The following is an 18,846-nucleotide window of genomic DNA, read 5'->3' as shown; positions in this document are numbered from 1 at the left end:
GCACCGCCGACGCCTGACCGGCCGGGGCCCCCGCCACGCGGGGCGCCGACCCCACCCTCCCCCTCGGGTGGCGGCACCCCATTGCCGTACCGCCACCCCGTCCCGCCCGGGTCTTCAGGAGCACCGCGGCCCCGGCAGTCAGTCGCGTTCGCACACGAAGATGGCCGTGCCCGGGATCAGGTTGCCGCGCAGGGGCGACCAGCCGCCCCACTCCGCCGTGTTCCAGGCCGGCCACTCCGGCTCCACCAGGTCGACCAGCCGGAAGCCGCCCGCGATCACGTCGCGGACGCGGTCGCCGAGGGTGCGGTGGTGCTCGACGTAGACCGCGTTGCCCCGCTCGTCCTGCTCCACGTAGGGGACGCGGTCGAAGTAGGAGGCGGAGACCGAGAGGCCCTCGGGGCCCGGCTCGTCCGGGAACGCCCAGCGCACCGGGTGGGTCACCGAGAAGACCCAGCGCCCGCCGGGCCGCAGCACCCGGTGCACCTCGCGGAACACCTTCACCGGGTCCGCCACGAACGGCACCGCCCCGTACGCCGAGCACGCCAGATCGAAGGAACCGTCCGCGAACGGCAGCACCCCCGCGTCCGCCTGCACCAGCCGTACCCCGTCCTCGCCGCCACCGATCCGCAGCGCGTGCTGCAGCTGGCGGTGCGAGAGGTCCACCGCGACCGGGCGGGCCCCCTGCGAGACCAGCCAGCGCGAGCACTGCGCCGCCCCCGCGCCGATCTCCAGCACATCGAGCCCCTTGAGGGAGTCGGCGGGGCCCAGCAGCTCCGCCTCCACCTCGTCCAGGCCCTCGGGGCACCACACGAAGCGGTCGTCCCCCAGGAAGGTCCCGTGCTCCAGCTGGTAGTCGTCCGCGTTGCGGTCCCACCAGCCCCGGCTGGCCCGGCTGCTCTCGCCGTCGCCGGCCGCGCGCCTGGTCGCCTCCGGTTCGGGATCGTCCGGCTCCGTGGAGTCACCGAACACGTCAAGGGCCTCGAAAGCGTCGTCCTCGTGGATCATTGCGCCCGTCTGAATCGTCTGAGTAGGCTCCGCCCGACCGGTCCCTCGCAGGCAGCTTCGCTGCGACACCGAAAGTGGGCGGAAGGGCCATTGTGGCCTCGGCGAACCTGAGTTGTGCCGGGTATGGGGCTTTCCGCCCCGGGTGTGCGCCTTCGCGCATTGACCCTGCACGGCAGCCCCCGTATGCTACAAGTTGCGCTGCGAGCCTGCGCGCCTCAGACCTAGCAGGCCGCGCTCGTATCTGTATGTATGTCTCCTCGGTTTTCGAGGCGCCTTGCGGCTTTTCCAGCTCGGTGCCTCTTCGGCTGTCCGGCTTCTGCAGAGCGACAGGCTCACGGCGTAGCAGTACCTACGACTTCTGTCCGTACCGGAGCCCTTTCCCACATGACGAGCAGCACCGAGACCACCGCCACCACTCCGCAGGTTGCGGTCAACGACATCGGCGACGCGGACGCGTTCCTCGCGGCGATCGACGAGACGATCAAGTACTTCAACGATGGCGACATCGTTGACGGCGTCATCGTCAAGGTCGACCGCGACGAGGTCCTCCTCGACATCGGTTACAAGACCGAAGGCGTGATCCCGAGCCGCGAGCTCTCGATCAAGCACGACGTCGACCCGAACGAGGTCGTCGCCGTCGGTGACGAGATCGAGGCCCTGGTTCTCCAGAAGGAGGACAAGGAAGGTCGCCTGATCCTCTCGAAGAAGCGCGCACAGTACGAGCGCGCCTGGGGCACCATCGAGAAGATCAAGGAAGAAGACGGCATCGTCACCGGTACCGTCATCGAGGTCGTCAAGGGTGGTCTCATCCTCGACATCGGCCTCCGCGGCTTCCTGCCGGCCTCCCTCGTCGAGATGCGCCGCGTCCGCGACCTCCAGCCCTACGTGGGCAAGGAGCTCGAAGCCAAGATCATCGAGCTGGACAAGAACCGCAACAACGTGGTCCTGTCCCGCCGTGCCTGGCTTGAGCAGACCCAGTCCGAGGTTCGCCAGACGTTCCTCACGACCCTCCAGAAGGGTCAGGTCCGCTCCGGCGTCGTTTCCTCGATCGTCAACTTCGGTGCCTTCGTGGACCTGGGTGGCGTCGACGGTCTCGTGCACGTCTCCGAGCTCTCCTGGAAGCACATCGACCACCCGTCCGAGGTTGTCGAGGTCGGCCAGGAAGTCACCGTCGAGGTTCTCGACGTCGACATGGACCGCGAGCGTGTCTCCCTGTCGCTGAAGGCGACGCAGGAAGACCCGTGGCAGCAGTTCGCCCGTACGCACCAGATCGGCCAGGTCGTTCCCGGCAAGGTCACCAAGCTGGTTCCGTTCGGTGCGTTCGTCCGCGTCGACGAGGGCATCGAGGGTCTGGTCCACATCTCCGAGCTGGCCGAGCGCCACGTGGAGATCCCGGAGCAGGTCGTCCAGGTCAACGACGAGATCTTCGTCAAGGTCATCGACATCGACCTTGAGCGTCGCCGGATCTCGCTGTCGCTGAAGCAGGCCAACGAGTCCTTCGGTGCCGACCCGGCCTCGGTCGAGTTCGACCCGACCCTCTACGGCATGGCCGCGTCGTACGACGACCAGGGCAACTACATCTACCCCGAGGGCTTCGACCCCGAGACGAACGACTGGCTCGAGGGCTTCGAGACCCAGCGTGAGGCTTGGGAGGGTCAGTACGCCGAGGCGCAGACGCGCTTCGAGCAGCACCAGGCCCAGGTCATCAAGTCCCGCGAGGCCGACGAGGCCGCCGCTGCCGAGGGTGCGGCCGCTCCGGCCGCCGCCGCCGGTGGCAGCGCCAGCGCCGGTATCTCGGGCGGTTCGTACTCCTCGGAGTCGGACGACAACTCCGGCGCCCTGGCGTCGGACGAGGCCCTGGCTGCCCTGCGCGAGAAGCTGGCGGGCGGCCAGAGCTGAAGCTCTGACCCTCACCGGTCCGCGTGACCGCCCTCGCTCCGGCTGAGGCGGTCGACAGCTGAACTGGCTGAACAGCGAGGCCCGTTCCCCTCCGGGGGAGCGGGCCTCGCCGCATGTCCGGACCTGCTGGACCGGATCGTGCTGGACCTGCTGGACCTGCTGGACCGGACTGTGCGGGACCGGTTCCCTGACCGGGCGATCTGCACTCGTACGAGCGATCAACGCGCCAGTTGGGAATGCCGGGGCCCCGCGACACGTTCTTCTCTGTGAACCACCGAGGAGGTAGCGGGAATCGTGATTGATCCGCAGGGTCTGTACTCATGGGAGCCGAAGGGGCTGGCAGTCGTCGACATGGCGCTGGCCCAGGAGTCGGCCGGACTTGTCATGCTCTACCACTTCGACGGCTACATCGACGCGGGAGAAACCGGCGACCAGATCGTCGAGAAGCTGCTCGACACACTGCCGCACCAGGTGGTGGCCCGCTTCGACCACGACCGGCTGGTCGACTACCGGGCGCGCAGGCCGCTGCTCACGTTCAAGCGTGACCAGTGGACGGACTACGAGACCCCGTCACTCGAAGTGCATCTGGTGCAGGACGCCACGGGGGCGCCGTTCCTGGTGCTCGCCGGGCCGGAGCCGGATGTGGAGTGGGAGCGTTTCTCGGCTGCCGTACGGCAGATCGTGGAGCGGCTCGGCGTGCGGCTGGCGGTGAATTTCCACGGGATACCGATGGGTGTCCCGCACACCCGCCCGGTGGGACTCACTCCGCACGGCAACCGCACCGACCTGGTGCCGGGGCACCGCAGCCCGTTCGACGAGGCGCAGGTGCCCGGGTCGGCGGAGTCGTTGGTGGAGTACCGGCTGACGGAGGCGGGGCACGATGTGCTCGGCGTCGCGGCCCACGTTCCGCACTATGTGGCGCGATCCGCCTACCCGGATTCGGCGCTGACCGTCCTGGAGGCGATCACCGCGGCGACCGGCCTGGTCCTGCCGTCGGTGGCGCACGCGCTGCGCACCGAGGCACGGCGCACCCAGGACGAGATCGACCGTCAGGTCGGCGAGGGCGACGAGGAACTGGTCGCGCTGGTCCAGGGACTTGAGCACCAGTACGACGCGATGGCCGGCGCGGAGACCCGCGGCAGCCTGGTCGCGGAGGCCAAGGACCTGCCGTCGGCGGACGAGATCGGCCTGGAATTCGAGAAGTTCCTCGCCGAGCGGGAGGGCGACCTCTAGACCGCCCGGGGGATGCGCCCAAAGACAGGCCCTAAGCTGCTGGCCATGCTGAAAGTGGGCCTGACCGGTGGTATCGGCGCCGGCAAGAGTGAGGTGTCGCGGCTTCTCGCGTCGTACGGCGCGGTCGTCGTCGACGCGGACAGAATCGCGCGTGAGGTCGTCGAGCCCGGGACTCCCGGGCTCGACGCCGTGGTGGCGGCGTTCGGCGAGGACATCCTCGCGCCGGACGGCGCCCTGGACCGGCCGGCGCTGGGGGCGATCGTCTTCGCCGATCCCCAGAAGCTGAAGATCCTCAACGGGATCGTGCATCCGCTGGTCGGGGCACGGTCGGCGGAGCTGGAGCGGGCGGCCGACGACGACGCGGTCGTCATCCATGACGTACCCCTGCTGACGGAGAACGCCCTGGCGCCGCTCTACGACCTGGTGGTCGTCGTGGATGCCTCGCCCGCCACACAGTTGGACCGGCTGGTACGGCTGCGGGGCACCTCCGAGGAGGACGCGCGCGGACGGATGGCGGCGCAGGCCACCCGGGAACAGCGGCTCGCCGTCGCGGACCGGGTGATCGACAACGACGGCCCGCTGGAAGCACTGGAACCGCAGGTGCGCAAGGTGTGGGCGGAGCTCAGGGAGCGGGCGGGGCTGGGGGGGTAGAACGGGGGAGTCCTACCACTGGGCGGTCAGAGCCAGGGGCTCCCTGTGTGTGGACGTGTGCCCCGGCGTGTGTACGTGTGCCCCGGCGGGTCCTCCCACGGAGGTTCCGCCGGGGCACACCTCGTGCCGGGCCGGGCATCCGTCACGACGGGAGGGCGGCCGCCTCCCGCATCGTGGTCGTCAACTCGCCCCGCAGGCGGGCGAATTCGGGGGTGGCGCGCAGTGCTGCCGGGTCGGTGCCGGGGGTGCGGGGGAGGTCCACGGGCAGCTCGGCGACGATACGGCCGGGGGTGCCCGCGGGGGCGGCCATCACCAGGACGCGGGTGCCGAGCAGGACCGCCTCCTCCGCGGAGTGGGTCACGAACAGGACCGTGGTTCCCGAGGACGCCGCCAGGGTGCGGACCTCCTCCTGGAGGCGTTCGCGGGTGAGGGCGTCCAGGGCGGCGAAGGGCTCGTCCATGAGGAGGAGGCGGGGCTCGCCGGCGAGTGCCCTGGCGATGGCGACACGCTGTTGCTGGCCGCCGGAGAGTTCCCAGGTGCGGCGGCGGCCCATTCCGGTAAGACCCACCCGTGCCAGCAACTCCGCGACCTCTGAGGGGCGTTGGGCGCGCGGAACGCCGTGACGGGCGAGTGCGAAGGAGAGGTTTCCGCCGACCGTGCGCCACGGGAAGAGACGCGGCTGCTGGAAGACGATGCCGGTGCCGCCGCCCGGGGCGGGAGCGGATCCCCGTACCAGAGCGGACCCCTCGGAGACCGGCTCGAAGCCCGCGACCACCCTCAGCAGCGTCGTCTTTCCGCAGCCGGAAGGGCCCACCAGGACGGTGAACCCGCCGTCCGCGAGGGTGAGCGAGACGCCCTCGACCGCGGTGGTCAGGGCCTGGGTGCCGCGCCGGGCGGCCAGGGTGCCGGTGCCCGCGCGCCCGTACCGTACGGTCACCTCGTCCAGCACCACCTCCGGCAGTACCGCCTTTGGCTCCGCGACGGCGGTCTCAGCCTGCGGCACGGGACAGCTCCTTGACGGCGAGGGCCTGCTGGAAGGCGGTGAGGGGTGCCACCGCGTCCACGGCCTTCTGGCCCTTGAGGAAGGTGGCGGCGTCGCGCAGGTGGGCGGCGAGCCTGCCCGGGGCGCCGGGGCGGCCCAGATGGTCGGGTCCGGTCTGCTCCCTGGCGGTGAGCAGCACCAGCTGGCCGAGCTGGCGCTCGGCGTCGGCGGGGGAGATGTTGAGCTCCTTGCCGATCGAGGCGGCGGCCTTCGCGGGGTCGGACTTGGCCTGGGTCACGGCCTGGTCCTGGGCCTTCAGCCAGGCGGTGACGATCTCGGGGTGAGTGTCGGCGAAGGCGTTGGTGACGATGCCGAGGTCGGCGGTCGGCCTGCCCGCTTCGCCGACCTCGCGGCTGGTGGTCAGTACCTTTCCGTCCTTGGTGAGCTCGTCCAGGGTGGGTGTCCAGACGTACGCCGCGTCGATGTCGCCGCGCTTCCAGGCGGCGAGAGCGTCCTGCGGCTGGAGGTCGAGCACCTCGACCTTGTCCGCCGGGACGCCCGCAGACTTCAGGGCTGCGAGCAGCGAGTAGTGGGAGGTCGAGCCGAAGGGGGTGGCGACCTTCCGGCCGGCCAGCTCCTTGACCGAACCGATGCCCTTCCTGGCGACGAGCGCTTCGTTGTCGCCGATCAGGTCATGGATCCAGAGGACCTTGTACGGAATGTTCAGCGGCGCCGAGAGCCCCTTGGTGACCGGACTGGAACCGGCGAGACCCAGGTCCACGGACCCCGCGATGACCGCGGTGTTGACGTCGCCGCCCGAGTCGAACTTCACCCATTTCACGGACACATCGGGCAGTGCCTTCTCCAGGAGCCGCTGGTTCTTCACCACCAGATCGGCATTGGGTATCGCCTGGTAGGCGATCCTGACGACCGTCTTCCCGTGAGCGTCCGTGCTGCCCGCGCCGTCCGCTCCGCCGAACCCGCAGGCGGTCGCGGTGAGGGAGGTGAGCGCGGCGGTGGCGGCCAGCAGTGCGGTGCGGCGACTGAGCGAGGACATGAGGGGTCTCCGGAGTTCGGTGGGATGGGCGGGGCCGGTTCACTGCCGGCCGCGCCACGGGACGAGGTAGCGCTCGGTGGCCCTGAGCAGGGCGTCGAGGAGGATGCCGGACAGGCCGATGGCGATGATGCCGACGATGACCACGGCGGTCTGGTTGTAGCGCTGGGCGTCGCGGATCATGCCGCCGATGCCGGGGACGCCGTTGATGGTCTCGGCGGCGACCACCGAGGTGTACGCGACGCCGACGGCGATCCGGATTCCGGTCAGGATCTCCGGCAGGGCGGCGGGCAGGCGTACCGACAGCAGCAGCGACAGCCGGCTGGCGCCGAGCGCACGCGCGGCCTCGACGAGATGGTCCGGAACCGTGCGCACGGCGGCCGCCGTCGCCGCCGCGATCGGCGGCAGCGCGGCCACGATCAGCAGCCACACCTTCGGCGACTCGTCGATGCCGAACCAGATGACGAGCAGCGAGAGGTACGCCAGCGGGGGCAGCGTCCGCAGGAACGTCACGGCCGGTTCCAGTACGACGGCGATCGGCCGGACCGCCCCGATCAGCAGCCCCAGCGGCACCCCGGCGAGCACCGCGTACCCGGTGCCGATGCCGATCCGGCGCAGGCTGACCCCGAGGTGCTCGATCAGCAGATGGCCGCTCTGTCCGCGCACCCCGTCGTGCACGGTCGACGACAGCACGAACTGGTGCCACACCTCACCGGGCGAGGGCACCAGCACTCGCGGCCACACCTCGGCGAGCACCACCAGCTGCCAGGCACCGAGCAGGACGGCCAGGGCCACGGCGCGCAGAGCGGCCAGGCGGAGCGCGGCAAAGCGGGGTTTGGGTCGCGCGCGAGCCGGTGCCGGAGGCGGCTTCGGGGCGGTCGCGGTGTCCGGCCGGGCGGTGAGGGTCATGCGCGGGCCGCCCGTTCCGTGCCCGCCGCCCCCACCAGTGCCCGCAGCCGGGGTGCGACCTCTTCGCCGACCCTGTACGCCTCTTCGAGATGCGGATAGCCGGAGAGAACGAACTCGTCGACGCCCAGCTCCCGGTACTCGTGGAGCCGCCCGGCGACTTCGTCGTGCGAGCCGACGAGGGCGGTGCCCGCCCCCTCCCGTACCAGACCGATGCCCGCCCAGAGATTCGGGGCGATCTCCAGCTTCGCCGCGTCCGTGGACCCGCCGTGCAGGGCGGCCATCCTGGCCTGCCCCACGGAGTCCATGGCGGCGAACCTGGTCTGGCTGGCCCGTACGGCGTCCGGGTCGAGCCGGGACAGGATGCGGTCCGCCTCCGCCCAGGCCTCGGCGGCGGTGTCGCGGGCGATGACATGCAGACGCAGACCGAAGCGGAGGGGGTCTCGCGCACCCGGGCCGGCGCTCGCCCGGCCGGCCGCGTCCGCCTTGGCACGTACGCGCTCGATGCGCCCGGCGATCGCCGACGGCGGCTCTCCCCAGAGGAGTTGTACGTCGGCGTGGTGCGCGGCCACCTCCTCGGCGGCGGGCGAGGCGCCACCGAAGTACAGCGGTACGGGATGCTCCGTGGCGGGGTCGACGAGTTGTGCCCCCCGGAGGCGAAGGTGTGCGCCCTCGTGGTCGACCGCGCCGCCGTCGAGCAGGGTGCGCAGCGCCGCCATCAGTTCGGCGGTACGGGCGTAGCGCTCGTCGTGCGCCAAGTGATCGCCGTACGCCCGCTGTTCGACGGGGTCGCCGCCGGTGACCACATTGAGCCGCAGCCGTCCGCCGGCGAACCGGCGGAACGCGTCCGCCTGCTGGGCGAGCAGGGTGGGGCTGGCGAATCCGGCCCGGAAGGCCACCAGGAAGCCGATCCGGTCGGTGTGCTGGGCGAGCGCGGCGGTGAGGATCCACGGGTCGACGCAGCCGAGACCCACCGGGGTCAACAGCGAGTGGAAACCTGCCTGTTCGGCGGCGCGGGCCACTTGGGTGAGGTAGCCGATGTCGGCGGGGCGCCGGGTCGCGGCCCCGGTCCGGCCCTGCACGGCGGTCACTCCGCCGGGGTCACGGCCGTCACCGCCGGTGGGCAGGAACCAGTGGAGCAGGGGCTGTGGGGGTGCGGCGGACGGAGTTCCGGGCACGGCAGGGGGCATCGGGAGACCTTTGGGGCAGCGGGGAGCGCCGCACGGTGCGCGGGCACGGCGGGACTCCGTGGGAAGGGGGGCACGGAGCGGAGGGGGAGCACGGCAGGGTGGTGGGCCCTGCCAGGCGGGGGCATGCGCAGGACCGCCCCTCGGAGAGGGGGCCGGAGGGATGCCGGAAAGTTCTTTCGCCGCAGGGCTCGGGCCGCTACGGGGCGAGAAGAATCAGATGCGTCAGCAGCCGGACGTACGGCAGGAGAAGGCCCGACAGAGCATGGTCGAGACACGCAGCAGATCCACGTGACGACGCGAGACGAGTACAGGGGCCATGCCCGCATCCTTTCCTCCGAAGGTGCCGCCCGACAACCAGTGTCCGGATGATGGATGATCGGGTCTCGGTAAATGGACGCGGAGGTGGCGGGGAGGGTGTCGGCGGTGGCGGGCCGTGCCGGGGTCGGGGAGGCTTGGTGGCACTGACGGCGAGGAGGGGCGGGAATGACGGATGTACGAGAAGTGCTCGGAGCGGAACCGAAGTTGGCCGAGTGGCTGAAGGGGCTGGAGAAGCTGGCGGGGCCCGTGGTGCGGGCCGAGCTGCCGGTGGCCGACGACCTGCCCGACGTACTGCTGGATCTCGCGGTTCCGCACGAGGACATCAACCCGCTGGTCGCTCTGGTGCGTGCGACGGCTGACGACCCCGGGTGGGGGTGGCTGCGGGAGCGGTGTGTGCGGGGGATGGTGCGGGAGATGGGGGCGCCGGGCGGGGGCGTCCGGATTCCGTCGCTGCCCGAGGAGTTGGGGGAGGCCGGGCGGTACTTCCCGGTGACCGTGTTCCTGGCGATGCTGCCGTACACGCGGGCCCATCACCGGGAACTCGGAATTCCGGGCGAGGTGTCCCGGCGGACCCTCGCGGACCTGGGCCGCAACCTGGCCGTGGGGCGCAGGACGCGGGGTCGGGGCGGGCTGCTGGTGCCGAACTGGATCAGGCTGCACTTCCGGGGCGAGCTCTACCAGCTGGGGCGGCTCCAGTTCCAGCGGTCCCGGGTGCAGAGCAGGGCAGCCGCCTCGATCGCGGAGGCCGGGCGGCCCGAGCGGGTGGGGGATCCCTGCCTGAGCATGCACATCCCGGACTTCTCGGGGCCGATCACCCGGAGTGCGTGCGAGAGTTCGCTGGCCGGGGCGCGTGCCTTCTTCCCGCGTTACTACCCCGACGTGGACTTCTCGGTGGCTGTCTGTGAATCCTGGCTGCTCGATCCGCACCTGCGGGAGCACCTGCCCGAGGGCTCCCGCATTGTGGGGTTCCAGGACCTGTTCGAGCAGATCGTCGCCGGGGACGAGGAGTACGACCAGGAGACCGTGCGGTTCGTCTACGGCGATCCGGACATCCCGGTGGCGGACCTGACCAGTCGTACCTCTCTGGAGCGTGCGGTGTCCGGGCATCTGCGGGCGGGCGGGCACTGGTACGGGGGCGTGGGCTGGCTCACGCTGTGAGGGACCGGGCCGGGGTCCGGACGGTTGGGGCGGCGCTGCGTGGGGGGTGGGGCGGCGCTGCGTGGGGGGTGGGGGCGATGGGCCAGAGAGGTACGGGCGTGGCGGGACGGCGGATGCCGGAGCGCTGGAGCGAGGCGGTGCGGGAGCGGCGGGGTGACGGGCGGGTGCTGCTCCGCACGGCGGGCCTCGGGATCGTCGACGTCCACTGCTGCGAGGATCGCACGGGGTTCGCGGGGCCGGGATGCGAGGACATGTACGGGGTGGTGCTCACCCGGGCCGGGAGCTATCTGCGGCGGGTGAACGGGGAGGAGTTCTTCGTCGACTCCACCGGCGGATATGTGATGTGTCCGGGCGATGAACACCTCATCGCGCACCCTGTGGGACCGGGGGATCGTTCAACGATCCTCCAGTGCGACAGGGACTTGTTCAACGATCTCTTCGTTGAACGATCCTCTCGCCGGCATGTTCTCGTCGACGGGGTGACGGATCTGCGCCACCGGGCACTGGTGGCGGCGGCTCGGCGCGGTGCCGACCCCTTCGAACTCGCCGAGCGCGCCCATGTGCTGCTGGACGCGGTCGCGGGTGCGGCGAGTCAGGAGGCGGCAGGCCGACCGCAGCGGACGGCTTCGCTGCGGACAGCGGCGCTGCGGACGACGACGCAGCGGGCGCACCGGCGGATCGCCGCCGATGCGTGCGCGGTGCTGGCGGCGCGCACGGCGTACCCACCCGTACCGGCCCTCGGTGAACTGGCCCGGGAGATCGGCGTCTCCCCGCACCACCTCAGCCGGGTCTTCCGCGCGGTGACCGGCCGGACCCTCACGGCCTACCGCAACGCACTGCGGGTGCGGGCCGTGCTGCAGGCCATCGAGGAGGGGCAGTGGGGGCTGCGCGCGCTGGCCGCCACCCACGGCTTCGCGGACCAGGCGCATCTGACGCGGGTGATGCGCCAGTACACCGGGTCGCTGCCCAGTGCCGTACGGGAGCAACTTGCGCCGTACGGGGGACAGTTGGCGACACGCCCGGATCGAGCACGCATCTTCAACGCCGGGCGGTGAACCACTGCCCAGGATGGGAGCGATCCGAGAGCCCTCCTCCACCGGGAGCGACCCATGACCGCCCTCACCCGCGCGTGCACGGCCGTGGCCGCGCTCCTCGCCCTCGTCTCCTGCGTCGGCTCCGTGCCACCGGGGAGCGCGGGCGCCGAAGCCGCATCCGTACCCACGCCCGGCAAGCCCGCCCTGACCGGTGCGCACCCCTGCCCCGACCTGCCCGGAGCTACTTGTTCCGAACTGACCGTGCCGCTGGACCGCAAGCGCGGCAAGGGCTCCCTCAAGCTCCCCGTGGCCGTCGCCGACAACGTCCGCGCCCCCAAGGGAGTGCTGCTCTTCCTCAGCGGAGGGCCGGGGCAGCCGGGTGTCGAGTACGTCAAGAAGGTGCGCGAGTCACTGCCCGGGGCTGCCGCCGACTACCGCCTGGTCATGATCGACCAGCGCGGCACCGGAGGCACCGCCATCGACTGCCCGCAGCTCCAGAAGGAGGTCGGTGGCAGCGACACCGTCCCGCCCACCCCGCAGGCCGTCCGCGCCTGCGCCGCGTCCCTGGGCGAGCGGCGCAACCTCTACACCTCCGGCGACACCGTCGCCGACCTGGAGGACCTGCGCAGGGCGCTGGGCGCCGACCGGTGGAGCCTGGACGGCGTCTCGTACGGCACCTTCACCGCGAGCCAGTACGCACTGACCCACCCGCGCCGCGTCAACCGGCTGGTCCTCGACTCCGTCGTCCCGCTCGACGGCGCCGACGGGCTCTACACGGCGTCCCTGCGCCACGCGGCACAGGTGCTGCGCACCGCCTGCGAGGAACAGTCCTGCGGGTACGACCCGGCGGCCGACCTCGCCAAGGTCGTACGGCGGGACGGCAACGGGGTCGGCGTCTTCAACCTGCTGGTCATCGCCAGCATCATCGACGCACCGCTGAACAACCCGCGCTTCAACATCCTGGGTGCCCTGCACACATCGGCCGGCGGGGACTCCGCACAGCTCAACGGGCTGGTCGCCGGATTCGCCCAGCCGGACGGGGAGCCGCCCGCGAGGTTCAGCTCGGGGCTGCACGCGGCGACCCTGTGCGCGGACACGCCGTTCCCGTGGGGCGACGCGGCGGCGCCGACCGAGGGCAGGAAGGCAGCACTCGACCGGGCCGTACGACGGCTGAAGCCGCGCGACGTGTGGCCGTTCGAGGCCCGTACCGCTGCGGAGCAGGGCATTGCGCAGACCTGTCTGCCCTGGCCGAGGTCGCGTCCCAACGACACGGCCGACCGGTACCGGAAGCTCAGGGCGCCGGTACTGCTCCTGGCGGGCGACCGTGATCTGTCCACGCCGCCGGCGTGGGCCCGGGCCGCCAAGGCGCAACTGCCGCACGCCGAACTGGTGGTGCTCAGGGGGGCGGGCCACTCGACCCAGCTGCGGGTGCACGCGGGCGCCGAGTCGGGGGCGCGGGCGGCGGAGAGCTTCCTGTTGAGGTGAGGGTGCGCGCCGGGGCGGGGGAACGACGGACGGAGTGGCGATCGGACGGGGCGGGTCAGGGCACAGGCGCAGGCCGGACCCGCCCCGCCATCCGCCCCCACTGTCAGACCCCGCCCGTACACTCGCAGGTCCACGCACAAACCCTGCGCCCACCTGCGCGGATCCGGACCTGAGGGGAGGCACGGGCACGATGGTCACACCGCACGACACGCCCCACCGACTGCCTCCGTACGCCGCCGCCCTCTACCTCAGGGCCCCGCTGCCCCGCGACGGCCGCATCGCCCTGTGGAGCCCCGACGGCATCCCGCTCACCGGGCTCGCGGAGGCGAGTGGCGCGTCGCGGGGCGGTGCCCCCTTCCCCGGCGTGGACGGTGAGATCTCCGTCGTCCGCCCGCACGGCGCCGTCCTGCGCGCCCGTACCGTCCCCGCCCGGCTGCTCACCCTCGCCGAGGCGTTGCCCCTCCTCGTCGCGGCCCGGCACGCCCCCGTCGCGCACCCCGCCGCCCGCTGCTGGGGCGCCGCCGCCGAGCACGCCCTGCATCTTCTCGCGCGCGGGCTGCTGCTGCCCGGGCTCACCCCCGCCGACGAGGACGCCTGGCGGGCCGGGCCGCCGGACGCCGCCGACATCGCGCAGCTGCGGGCGATCGCCGCCGCGCTGCCGGTCGAGGGGTACGCCGTACCGGTCGAAGGCCGCAAGCCGTTGCAGGTGCCCGATCCGGCGCCCCTGGTGCGGTCGTTCGTGGACGCGGTCGCCGACACCCTGCCGCGTACGCCCGCTGCGGGGCTCGCGTTCGGTGCGCCGTACGCCGGGAGTGAGGCGCAGTCGCTGCCCGGGTTGCGGGAGTGGGCCTCGGAGGTGGCGGCGGGCGCGGACGCCGGGGTGCGGGTCTCGCTGCGGCTGGACCTGCCGGCGTACGGACTCTTCGACAGCCGGGAGGAGGAGGACGCGCACGCGGACCGCCAGCGCCGGGCCGGGGCAGCCGTCGTGCAGGTGCACAGCCTCGCCGACCCGACCCACCTGGTGGACGTGGCCGACCTCTGGGCGGGGGAGGGCGGCGACCACTTCGGGCCGCGCGCCCGGATCGACACCGTGCTGGCGCTGCGCCGTGCGGGCCGGGTCTGGCCGCCGCTCGCCCGGCTGCTGGAGCAGCCCGTTCCCGACGTACTGCCGCTGTCCGACGAGGAGTTGTACGACCTGCTGGGTGCGGCGGCGCGCAGGCTGGAGGCGGCCGGGGTGCGCGTCCACTGGCCGCGCGAGCTGGCCCGGACACTGACCGCGACGGCGGTGGTGCGCCCCGCACCCGGGTCGGCCACCGACGGCACCCCCTTCTTCGAGGCGGACCAGCTCTTCGAGTTCAGCTGGCAACTCGCCCTCGGCGACGAGGAGTTGACCGAGGCGGAGATGGACGCCCTGGTCGAGGAGCACCGTCCGGTGGTCCGGTTGCGGGACCAGTGGGTGGTGGTCGACCCCGCGCTCGTACGCAAGGCCCGCAAAAGGCAGTTGGGGCTGCTGGATCCGGCCGACGCACTCACGGTCGCCCTGACCGGGACGGCGGAGCTCGACGGGGAGCAGATCGAGGCGGTACCGGCAGGTGCGCTGGCCACCCTGCGGGACCGGCTGGCGCGAGGCGGCGCCGATGCCGTGCCGCAGCCAAAAGCGCTGCGGGCCACCCTGCGCGACTACCAGTTGCGCGGCCTGGCCTGGCTGGACCTGATGACCTCGCTCGGCCTGGGCGGCTGCCTCGCCGACGACATGGGCCTCGGCAAGACGATCACCGTCATCGCCCTCCACCTGCACCGCGCCCGCAAGGCCCCCACCCTGGTGGTCTGCCCCGCCTCCGTGCTCGGCAACTGGCAGCGCGAGATCGAGCGGTTCGCCCCCGGTGTCGCGGTCCGCCGCTTCCACGGCACCTCCCGCCACCTCGAAGACCTCGACGGCGGGTTCGTCCTCACCACGTACGGAACCATGCGCACCAGCGCCCCCGAACTGGCCGGGTACGACTGGAACATGATCGTCGCGGACGAGGCCCAGCACTTGAAGAACCCCCGCTCCACCACCGCCAAGGCGCTGCGCACCATCCCCGCCCCCGCCCGGATCGCCCTCACCGGCACCCCCGTCGAGAACAACCTCTCCGAGCTGTGGGCGCTCCTCGACTGGACCACCCCCGGACTGCTCGGCCCGCTCACCACCTTCCGCGCCCGGCACGCCCGCGCCGTCGAGGGCGGCGAGGACCCGGACGCGGTGGAGCGTCTGTCGCGGCTGGTACGTCCCTTCCTGCTGCGGCGCAAGAAGTCCGACCCGGGCATCGCCCCCGAACTGCCGCCCAAGACCGAGACCGACCACCCGGTTCCGCTCACCCGCGAGCAGGCCGCGCTCTACCAGGCGGCGGTGCACGAGACGATGGCCGCCATCGAGGCCTCCGAGGGCATCGCCAGGCGTGGCCTGATCATGAAGCTGCTGACCTCGCTCAAGCAGATCTGCAATCACCCCGCCCAGTACCTGCGGGAGGAGGGCGCGGTCCGCCTCACCGCCCGCTCCGGCAAGCTCTCCCTCCTCGACGAACTCCTCGACACGATCCTCGCCGAGGAGCAGTCGGTCCTGATCTTCACCCAGTACGTCACCATGGCCCGCCTCCTGGAGCAGTACCTGTCCGCCCGCGCGATCCCCGCCCAACTGCTGCACGGCGGCACGCCGGTGCCCCAGCGCGAGGAGATGGTCGACCGTTTCCAGTCCGGCGAGGTCCCCATCTTCCTGCTCTCCCTCAAGGCCGCAGGCACCGGCCTCAACCTCACCCGTGCCTCCCATGTGATCCACTTCGACCGCTGGTGGAACCCGGCCGTCGAGGAGCAGGCCACCGACCGGGCGTACCGCATCGGCCAGACCCAGCCCGTCCAGGTCCACCGACTGATCGCCGAAGGCACCGTCGAGGACCGCATCGCCGAACTCCTCGCCGCCAAACGCTCCTTGGCGGACGCCATCCTCGGCACCGGCGAGGCCGCCCTGACCGAACTCAGCGACCGCGAACTCGCCGACCTGGTATCCCTGCGGAGGCCGTCATGACGCCCCGCACGCCCCCACCCTCGTCCTCCTCGACCTCCTCTTCTTCCTCGTCCTCATCGCCGTCCCCGCCCCAGGCGGACCGGCGGCGGACCTTTGCACCGTCGCCGGAAACCACGGGTCCGGCCGTCACCTGGTGGGGCAAGGCGTGGGTGGCGGCCCTCGAAGACCTCTCCCTCGACCCGGCGCGGCTGGCGCGCGGACGCCAGTACGCGGACGCCGGTCACGTGGACACGATCACGGTCACCCCGGGCCGCGTGGTCGCGTACGTACGCGGCAGCCGGGCCCGGCCGTACCGTGCGGACATCCGGCTGCGCACCCTGCCCGAGGACGACTGGGAGGAGTTCCTGGACCGGGCCGCCGACGAGAGCGACCACCTGGAAGCCCTCCTCGCCAAGACGCTGCCACCCGCCCTCCTCGACCCCAACTCCCCGCTGTCGGCCGTCCCGCTGCTCCCGGCCACCGCCGGTGACCTGCTGCCCGCCTGCACCTGCCCGGACGCCGGCCGCCCCTGCAAGCACGCCGCCGCCCTCTGCTACCAGGTGGCCCGCCTCATCGACGAGGACCCCTTCGTCGTCTTCCTCCTGCGCGGCCGCGACGAACGCGAGATCCTCGACGCGCTCTCCCGCCGCAACGCCGCCCGCGCCGCGACCGCCACCCGCACCGCCCCCACCGTTCCGGCGATCCCGGCCCGCGACGCCTTCGCCCGCGCACTCACCGGCCTGCTCCCCGCTCCGCTCGCCGCGCCACCACACCCCGGCACCCCGCCCTCGTACCCCGGCGGCCGCAAGGCCCCCGACCCGCTCACCCTCGACCACCTGGCCACCGACGCGGCCCAGCGCGCCCACACCCTCCTCACCACCGGCACCGACCCGATCGCCGGCCTCACCCCCTGGCAGGACGCCGTCCGCATCGCCGCCGCCCAGCCCGGCTCCGGCCTCACCGCCGCGACCCGCTCCCTCTACACCTCCCTCACCCGCGCCCTCGGCCGCACCCCCACCGAGCTGGCCCGCGCAGTGGTCGCCTGGCGGCAGGGCGGCCCCACCGCCCTCGCCGTACTCGACGAAGCCTGGGACCCACCCGCAGGCCCCTTCGACCGCGCCCGCTCCACCCTCCACGCCCACGGCCGCCACGACTTCCGCCCCTGGCGCAACCGCCTCTCCACCGACCGCTTCCAACTCCGTTTCGGCAGGGACGGCCTCTGGTACGGCTACGAGTCCGACGGCGGCACCGACGACTGGTGGCCCAGCGGTCCACCGGATAACGACCCCTCGGCCGTCCTCACGCTGCTGCTGGACTCCTGAGGGCCTGCCCTCGCCGGCTGCCCTGATCCGTCACGTTCATACGCGGTGATACCCGTCCTCCACGCAAGATCATCAGAGGGTGGAAGCGTTCGTCAGCATGGATAGCGCGTTCGGCGTCGTGGCTGAAGGCATTGAGATCCGGGCCGTGCTGTATCCGGCGATGACGGTCGAGCGTGCGCACGCGGCGCGATCAGATTGCCCTCCACCCGCCTGCTGCAAGGTGAGGGCCAGCGCCCCCGGTGCCGCACCTGGACCGACAGCGCCCTGGGACTCGATGTTGGCGTGATGCAAGCCCTGGCTAGAAACGCGCTCTTCCGTGACGGCTCGGTCAGGGCGACTCTGCGAACAGGAACGTTCTCGCAGATGCAGTCGGGAGCGATGGGGGCGGTTCGCCATGGCCGGACCGATCTATGTGCCAGTACTGCCGACACGGCGTTATGCCCTGTGGGCCTACGAACAGCTCGATCCCCGCATACGCCGCAGAGTCGTCCCGCTCTGGACGGTGGCCCCTCGCGCCGGGCCAGAACGGATGCGGGGCGTCCGGCCTGACGTCGACCTGGACCCCGACCAGGACGAGCTGGCTCGCTGGTTCAGGGACAGGACGGACAAACTCATCGGGACGGTGCGGGGCGCCGCAGGCTGGGTTGACACCGGGCACGTGGAGTGCGCGGTCGAAGCGGCGGCCATCGGCCTGTGGCGCCTCGCGACCAGGAGTCGTCTGCGTCTTGTCACGAGCTTGGACCGGAGTCCGACCCAGCAGCGCTACACAGCAGACCTTGCTTTCCTCAGCGGCCGCGGTCTCGGTCTCCGGCTGTTGGTCGACACCCCACCGGCAGAAACCCTCCCTGAAGAAGTCCACGACCTTATCCAGCGCCTCGGCGTCCCGCCCTCTCAACTCGACCTCATCCTGGACCTCGGCATGGTCACGGACGCGGCGGAGGCGAGTAAACGGGGCACCGCCACACTCGATCTGCTCGGAGAGCTGGCCCGCTGGCGAACCCTCATCCTCACCTCGGGTTCCTTCCCCCGCTCACCGAGGGTCAGCGACGAACGTTTCCCCGACCGAAGCACGGACACCGCCCCGCGCCACGACGTTCAAGTCCATCGCTCCGTACTCGACGACCGACCGGATGACGCGCGGCGTCCGGTCTTCGGCGACTACTCGGCGGAGCACGCCCACAGCGCGAACATTCCGACGCCTCCCAAGGAGTCCCGCGGCCCGGATTGGAGCATCCTGCGCTACACGACCATGGATGACTTCCTCCTGCCAAGGGTTCCTACCCGAGGTGCCGACCACGTCGCCAGAACCCGTGCCAAGGCCCGCCGCATCGTCGAGTCGCCAGGATTCCGGGGGAGAGGTTTCAGTGCTGCGGAAAGCTGGCTCTACGAGTGTGCGTACGGGGAAGGCAGCAAAGGCTCGGGCAGTGCGGAGACCTGGGCCAAGGTGGGGCACATTCAGCACATGACTTTCGCCGTGCGTCGGCTGCTCACCGAGCGCGGCGCTTGGGCGGCACCGGGCCAGGGATGACATCGAGGTTGAGGTGCTCCTTGAACAACTGCACCGGATTG

14 protein-coding genes are annotated in these 18,846 nt (G+C 71.7%); 9 read left to right on the top strand and 5 right to left on the bottom strand.

What is annotated here, in order from left to right:
• Window positions 1–138 precede the first annotated feature (138 nt).
• Window positions 139–1,005 (bottom strand): class I SAM-dependent methyltransferase, encoded by an 867-nt coding sequence (locus ACIA73_RS29855; RefSeq protein ID WP_399441926.1) that lies wholly within the window; start codon window positions 1,003–1,005, stop codon window positions 139–141.
• Between the two features lie 384 nt (window positions 1,006–1,389).
• Here ACIA73_RS29855 and rpsA point away from each other — a divergent pair, with 384 nt between their 5' ends.
• The 3 genes from rpsA (at window position 1,390) to coaE (ending at window position 4,788) form a co-directional block, all read left to right on the top strand.
• The gene (gene rpsA, locus ACIA73_RS29850; protein ID WP_398415866.1) at window positions 1,390–2,904 is read left to right on the top strand and encodes a 30S ribosomal protein S1; all 1,515 of its coding nucleotides are present in this window, start codon (window positions 1,390–1,392) and stop codon (window positions 2,902–2,904) included.
• 294 nt (window positions 2,905–3,198) lie between these two features.
• Window positions 3,199–4,137 carry a PAC2 family protein gene (locus tag ACIA73_RS29845; protein ID WP_399441925.1) on the top strand — a complete coding sequence of 313 codons (939 nt, stop codon included), beginning with the start codon at window positions 3,199–3,201 and terminating at the stop codon, window positions 4,135–4,137.
• A 45-nt stretch (window positions 4,138–4,182) separates the two neighbouring features.
• Window positions 4,183–4,788 carry a dephospho-CoA kinase gene (coaE, locus tag ACIA73_RS29840; RefSeq protein WP_399441924.1) on the top strand — a complete coding sequence of 202 codons (606 nt, stop codon included), beginning with the start codon at window positions 4,183–4,185 and terminating at the stop codon, window positions 4,786–4,788.
• Window positions 4,789–4,930: 142 nt separating this feature from the next.
• On the opposite strand, the gene ACIA73_RS29835 is transcribed toward coaE, so the two are convergent.
• From ACIA73_RS29835 to ACIA73_RS29820, 4 genes are read right to left on the bottom strand one after another with little or no spacing between them, the layout of a single operon-like run.
• Entirely contained in the window at window positions 4,931–5,791 is an 861-nt protein-coding gene (locus ACIA73_RS29835) for an ABC transporter ATP-binding protein (protein WP_399441923.1), read from the bottom strand.
• Window positions 5,778–6,827 (bottom strand): glycine betaine ABC transporter substrate-binding protein, encoded by a 1,050-nt coding sequence (locus tag ACIA73_RS29830; RefSeq protein WP_399441922.1) that lies wholly within the window; start codon window positions 6,825–6,827, stop codon window positions 5,778–5,780. The genes ACIA73_RS29835 and ACIA73_RS29830 overlap by 14 nt, the downstream gene beginning before the upstream one ends.
• 39 nt (window positions 6,828–6,866) lie before the next feature.
• On the bottom strand, window positions 6,867–7,733 hold the full coding sequence (locus ACIA73_RS29825; protein WP_399441921.1) for an ABC transporter permease: 867 nt from the start codon (window positions 7,731–7,733) through the stop codon (window positions 6,867–6,869).
• Window positions 7,730–8,920 carry an LLM class flavin-dependent oxidoreductase gene (locus tag ACIA73_RS29820; RefSeq protein ID WP_399441919.1) on the bottom strand — a complete coding sequence of 397 codons (1,191 nt, stop codon included), beginning with the start codon at window positions 8,918–8,920 and terminating at the stop codon, window positions 7,730–7,732. Before ACIA73_RS29820 ends, ACIA73_RS29825 begins: the two co-directional genes overlap by 4 nt.
• Before the next feature lie 483 nt (window positions 8,921–9,403).
• Between ACIA73_RS29820 and ACIA73_RS29815 the strand changes: the two genes are divergently transcribed.
• The 6 genes from ACIA73_RS29815 (at window position 9,404) to ACIA73_RS29790 (ending at window position 18,805) form a co-directional block, all read left to right on the top strand.
• Window positions 9,404–10,396: an acyltransferase domain-containing protein gene (locus ACIA73_RS29815; RefSeq protein ID WP_399441918.1), complete on the top strand. Its 993-nt coding sequence runs from the start codon at window positions 9,404–9,406 to the stop codon at window positions 10,394–10,396.
• Between the two features lie 77 nt (window positions 10,397–10,473).
• Complete coding sequence (locus ACIA73_RS29810) at window positions 10,474–11,451, top strand: helix-turn-helix transcriptional regulator (protein WP_399441917.1); 978 nt, start codon at window positions 10,474–10,476, stop codon at window positions 11,449–11,451.
• Window positions 11,452–11,505: 54 nt separating this feature from the next.
• A complete protein-coding gene (locus ACIA73_RS29805) occupies window positions 11,506–12,915 on the top strand; it encodes an alpha/beta fold hydrolase (RefSeq protein ID WP_399441916.1) in 1,410 nt (469 codons plus the stop codon).
• A 190-nt stretch (window positions 12,916–13,105) separates the two neighbouring features.
• A complete protein-coding gene (locus ACIA73_RS29800; RefSeq protein WP_399441915.1) occupies window positions 13,106–15,976 on the top strand; it encodes an SNF2-related protein in 2,871 nt (956 codons plus the stop codon).
• Window positions 15,973–17,277: an SWIM zinc finger family protein gene (locus ACIA73_RS29795; protein ID WP_399441914.1), complete on the top strand. Its 1,305-nt coding sequence runs from the start codon at window positions 15,973–15,975 to the stop codon at window positions 17,275–17,277. Before ACIA73_RS29800 ends, ACIA73_RS29795 begins: the two co-directional genes overlap by 4 nt.
• A 394-nt stretch (window positions 17,278–17,671) precedes the next feature.
• Window positions 17,672–18,805 carry a hypothetical protein gene (locus ACIA73_RS29790; protein WP_399441913.1) on the top strand — a complete coding sequence of 378 codons (1,134 nt, stop codon included), beginning with the start codon at window positions 17,672–17,674 and terminating at the stop codon, window positions 18,803–18,805.
• Window positions 18,806–18,846: the final 41 nt, after the last annotated feature.

Source organism: Streptomyces sp. NPDC051561 (assembly GCF_044454195.1).
In the GTDB taxonomy this organism is placed as follows: Bacteria; Actinomycetota; Actinomycetes; order Streptomycetales; family Streptomycetaceae; genus Streptomyces.
Note: the sequence above shows the minus strand (reverse complement) of the source record. Positions and strands in the feature narration are given on the sequence as shown.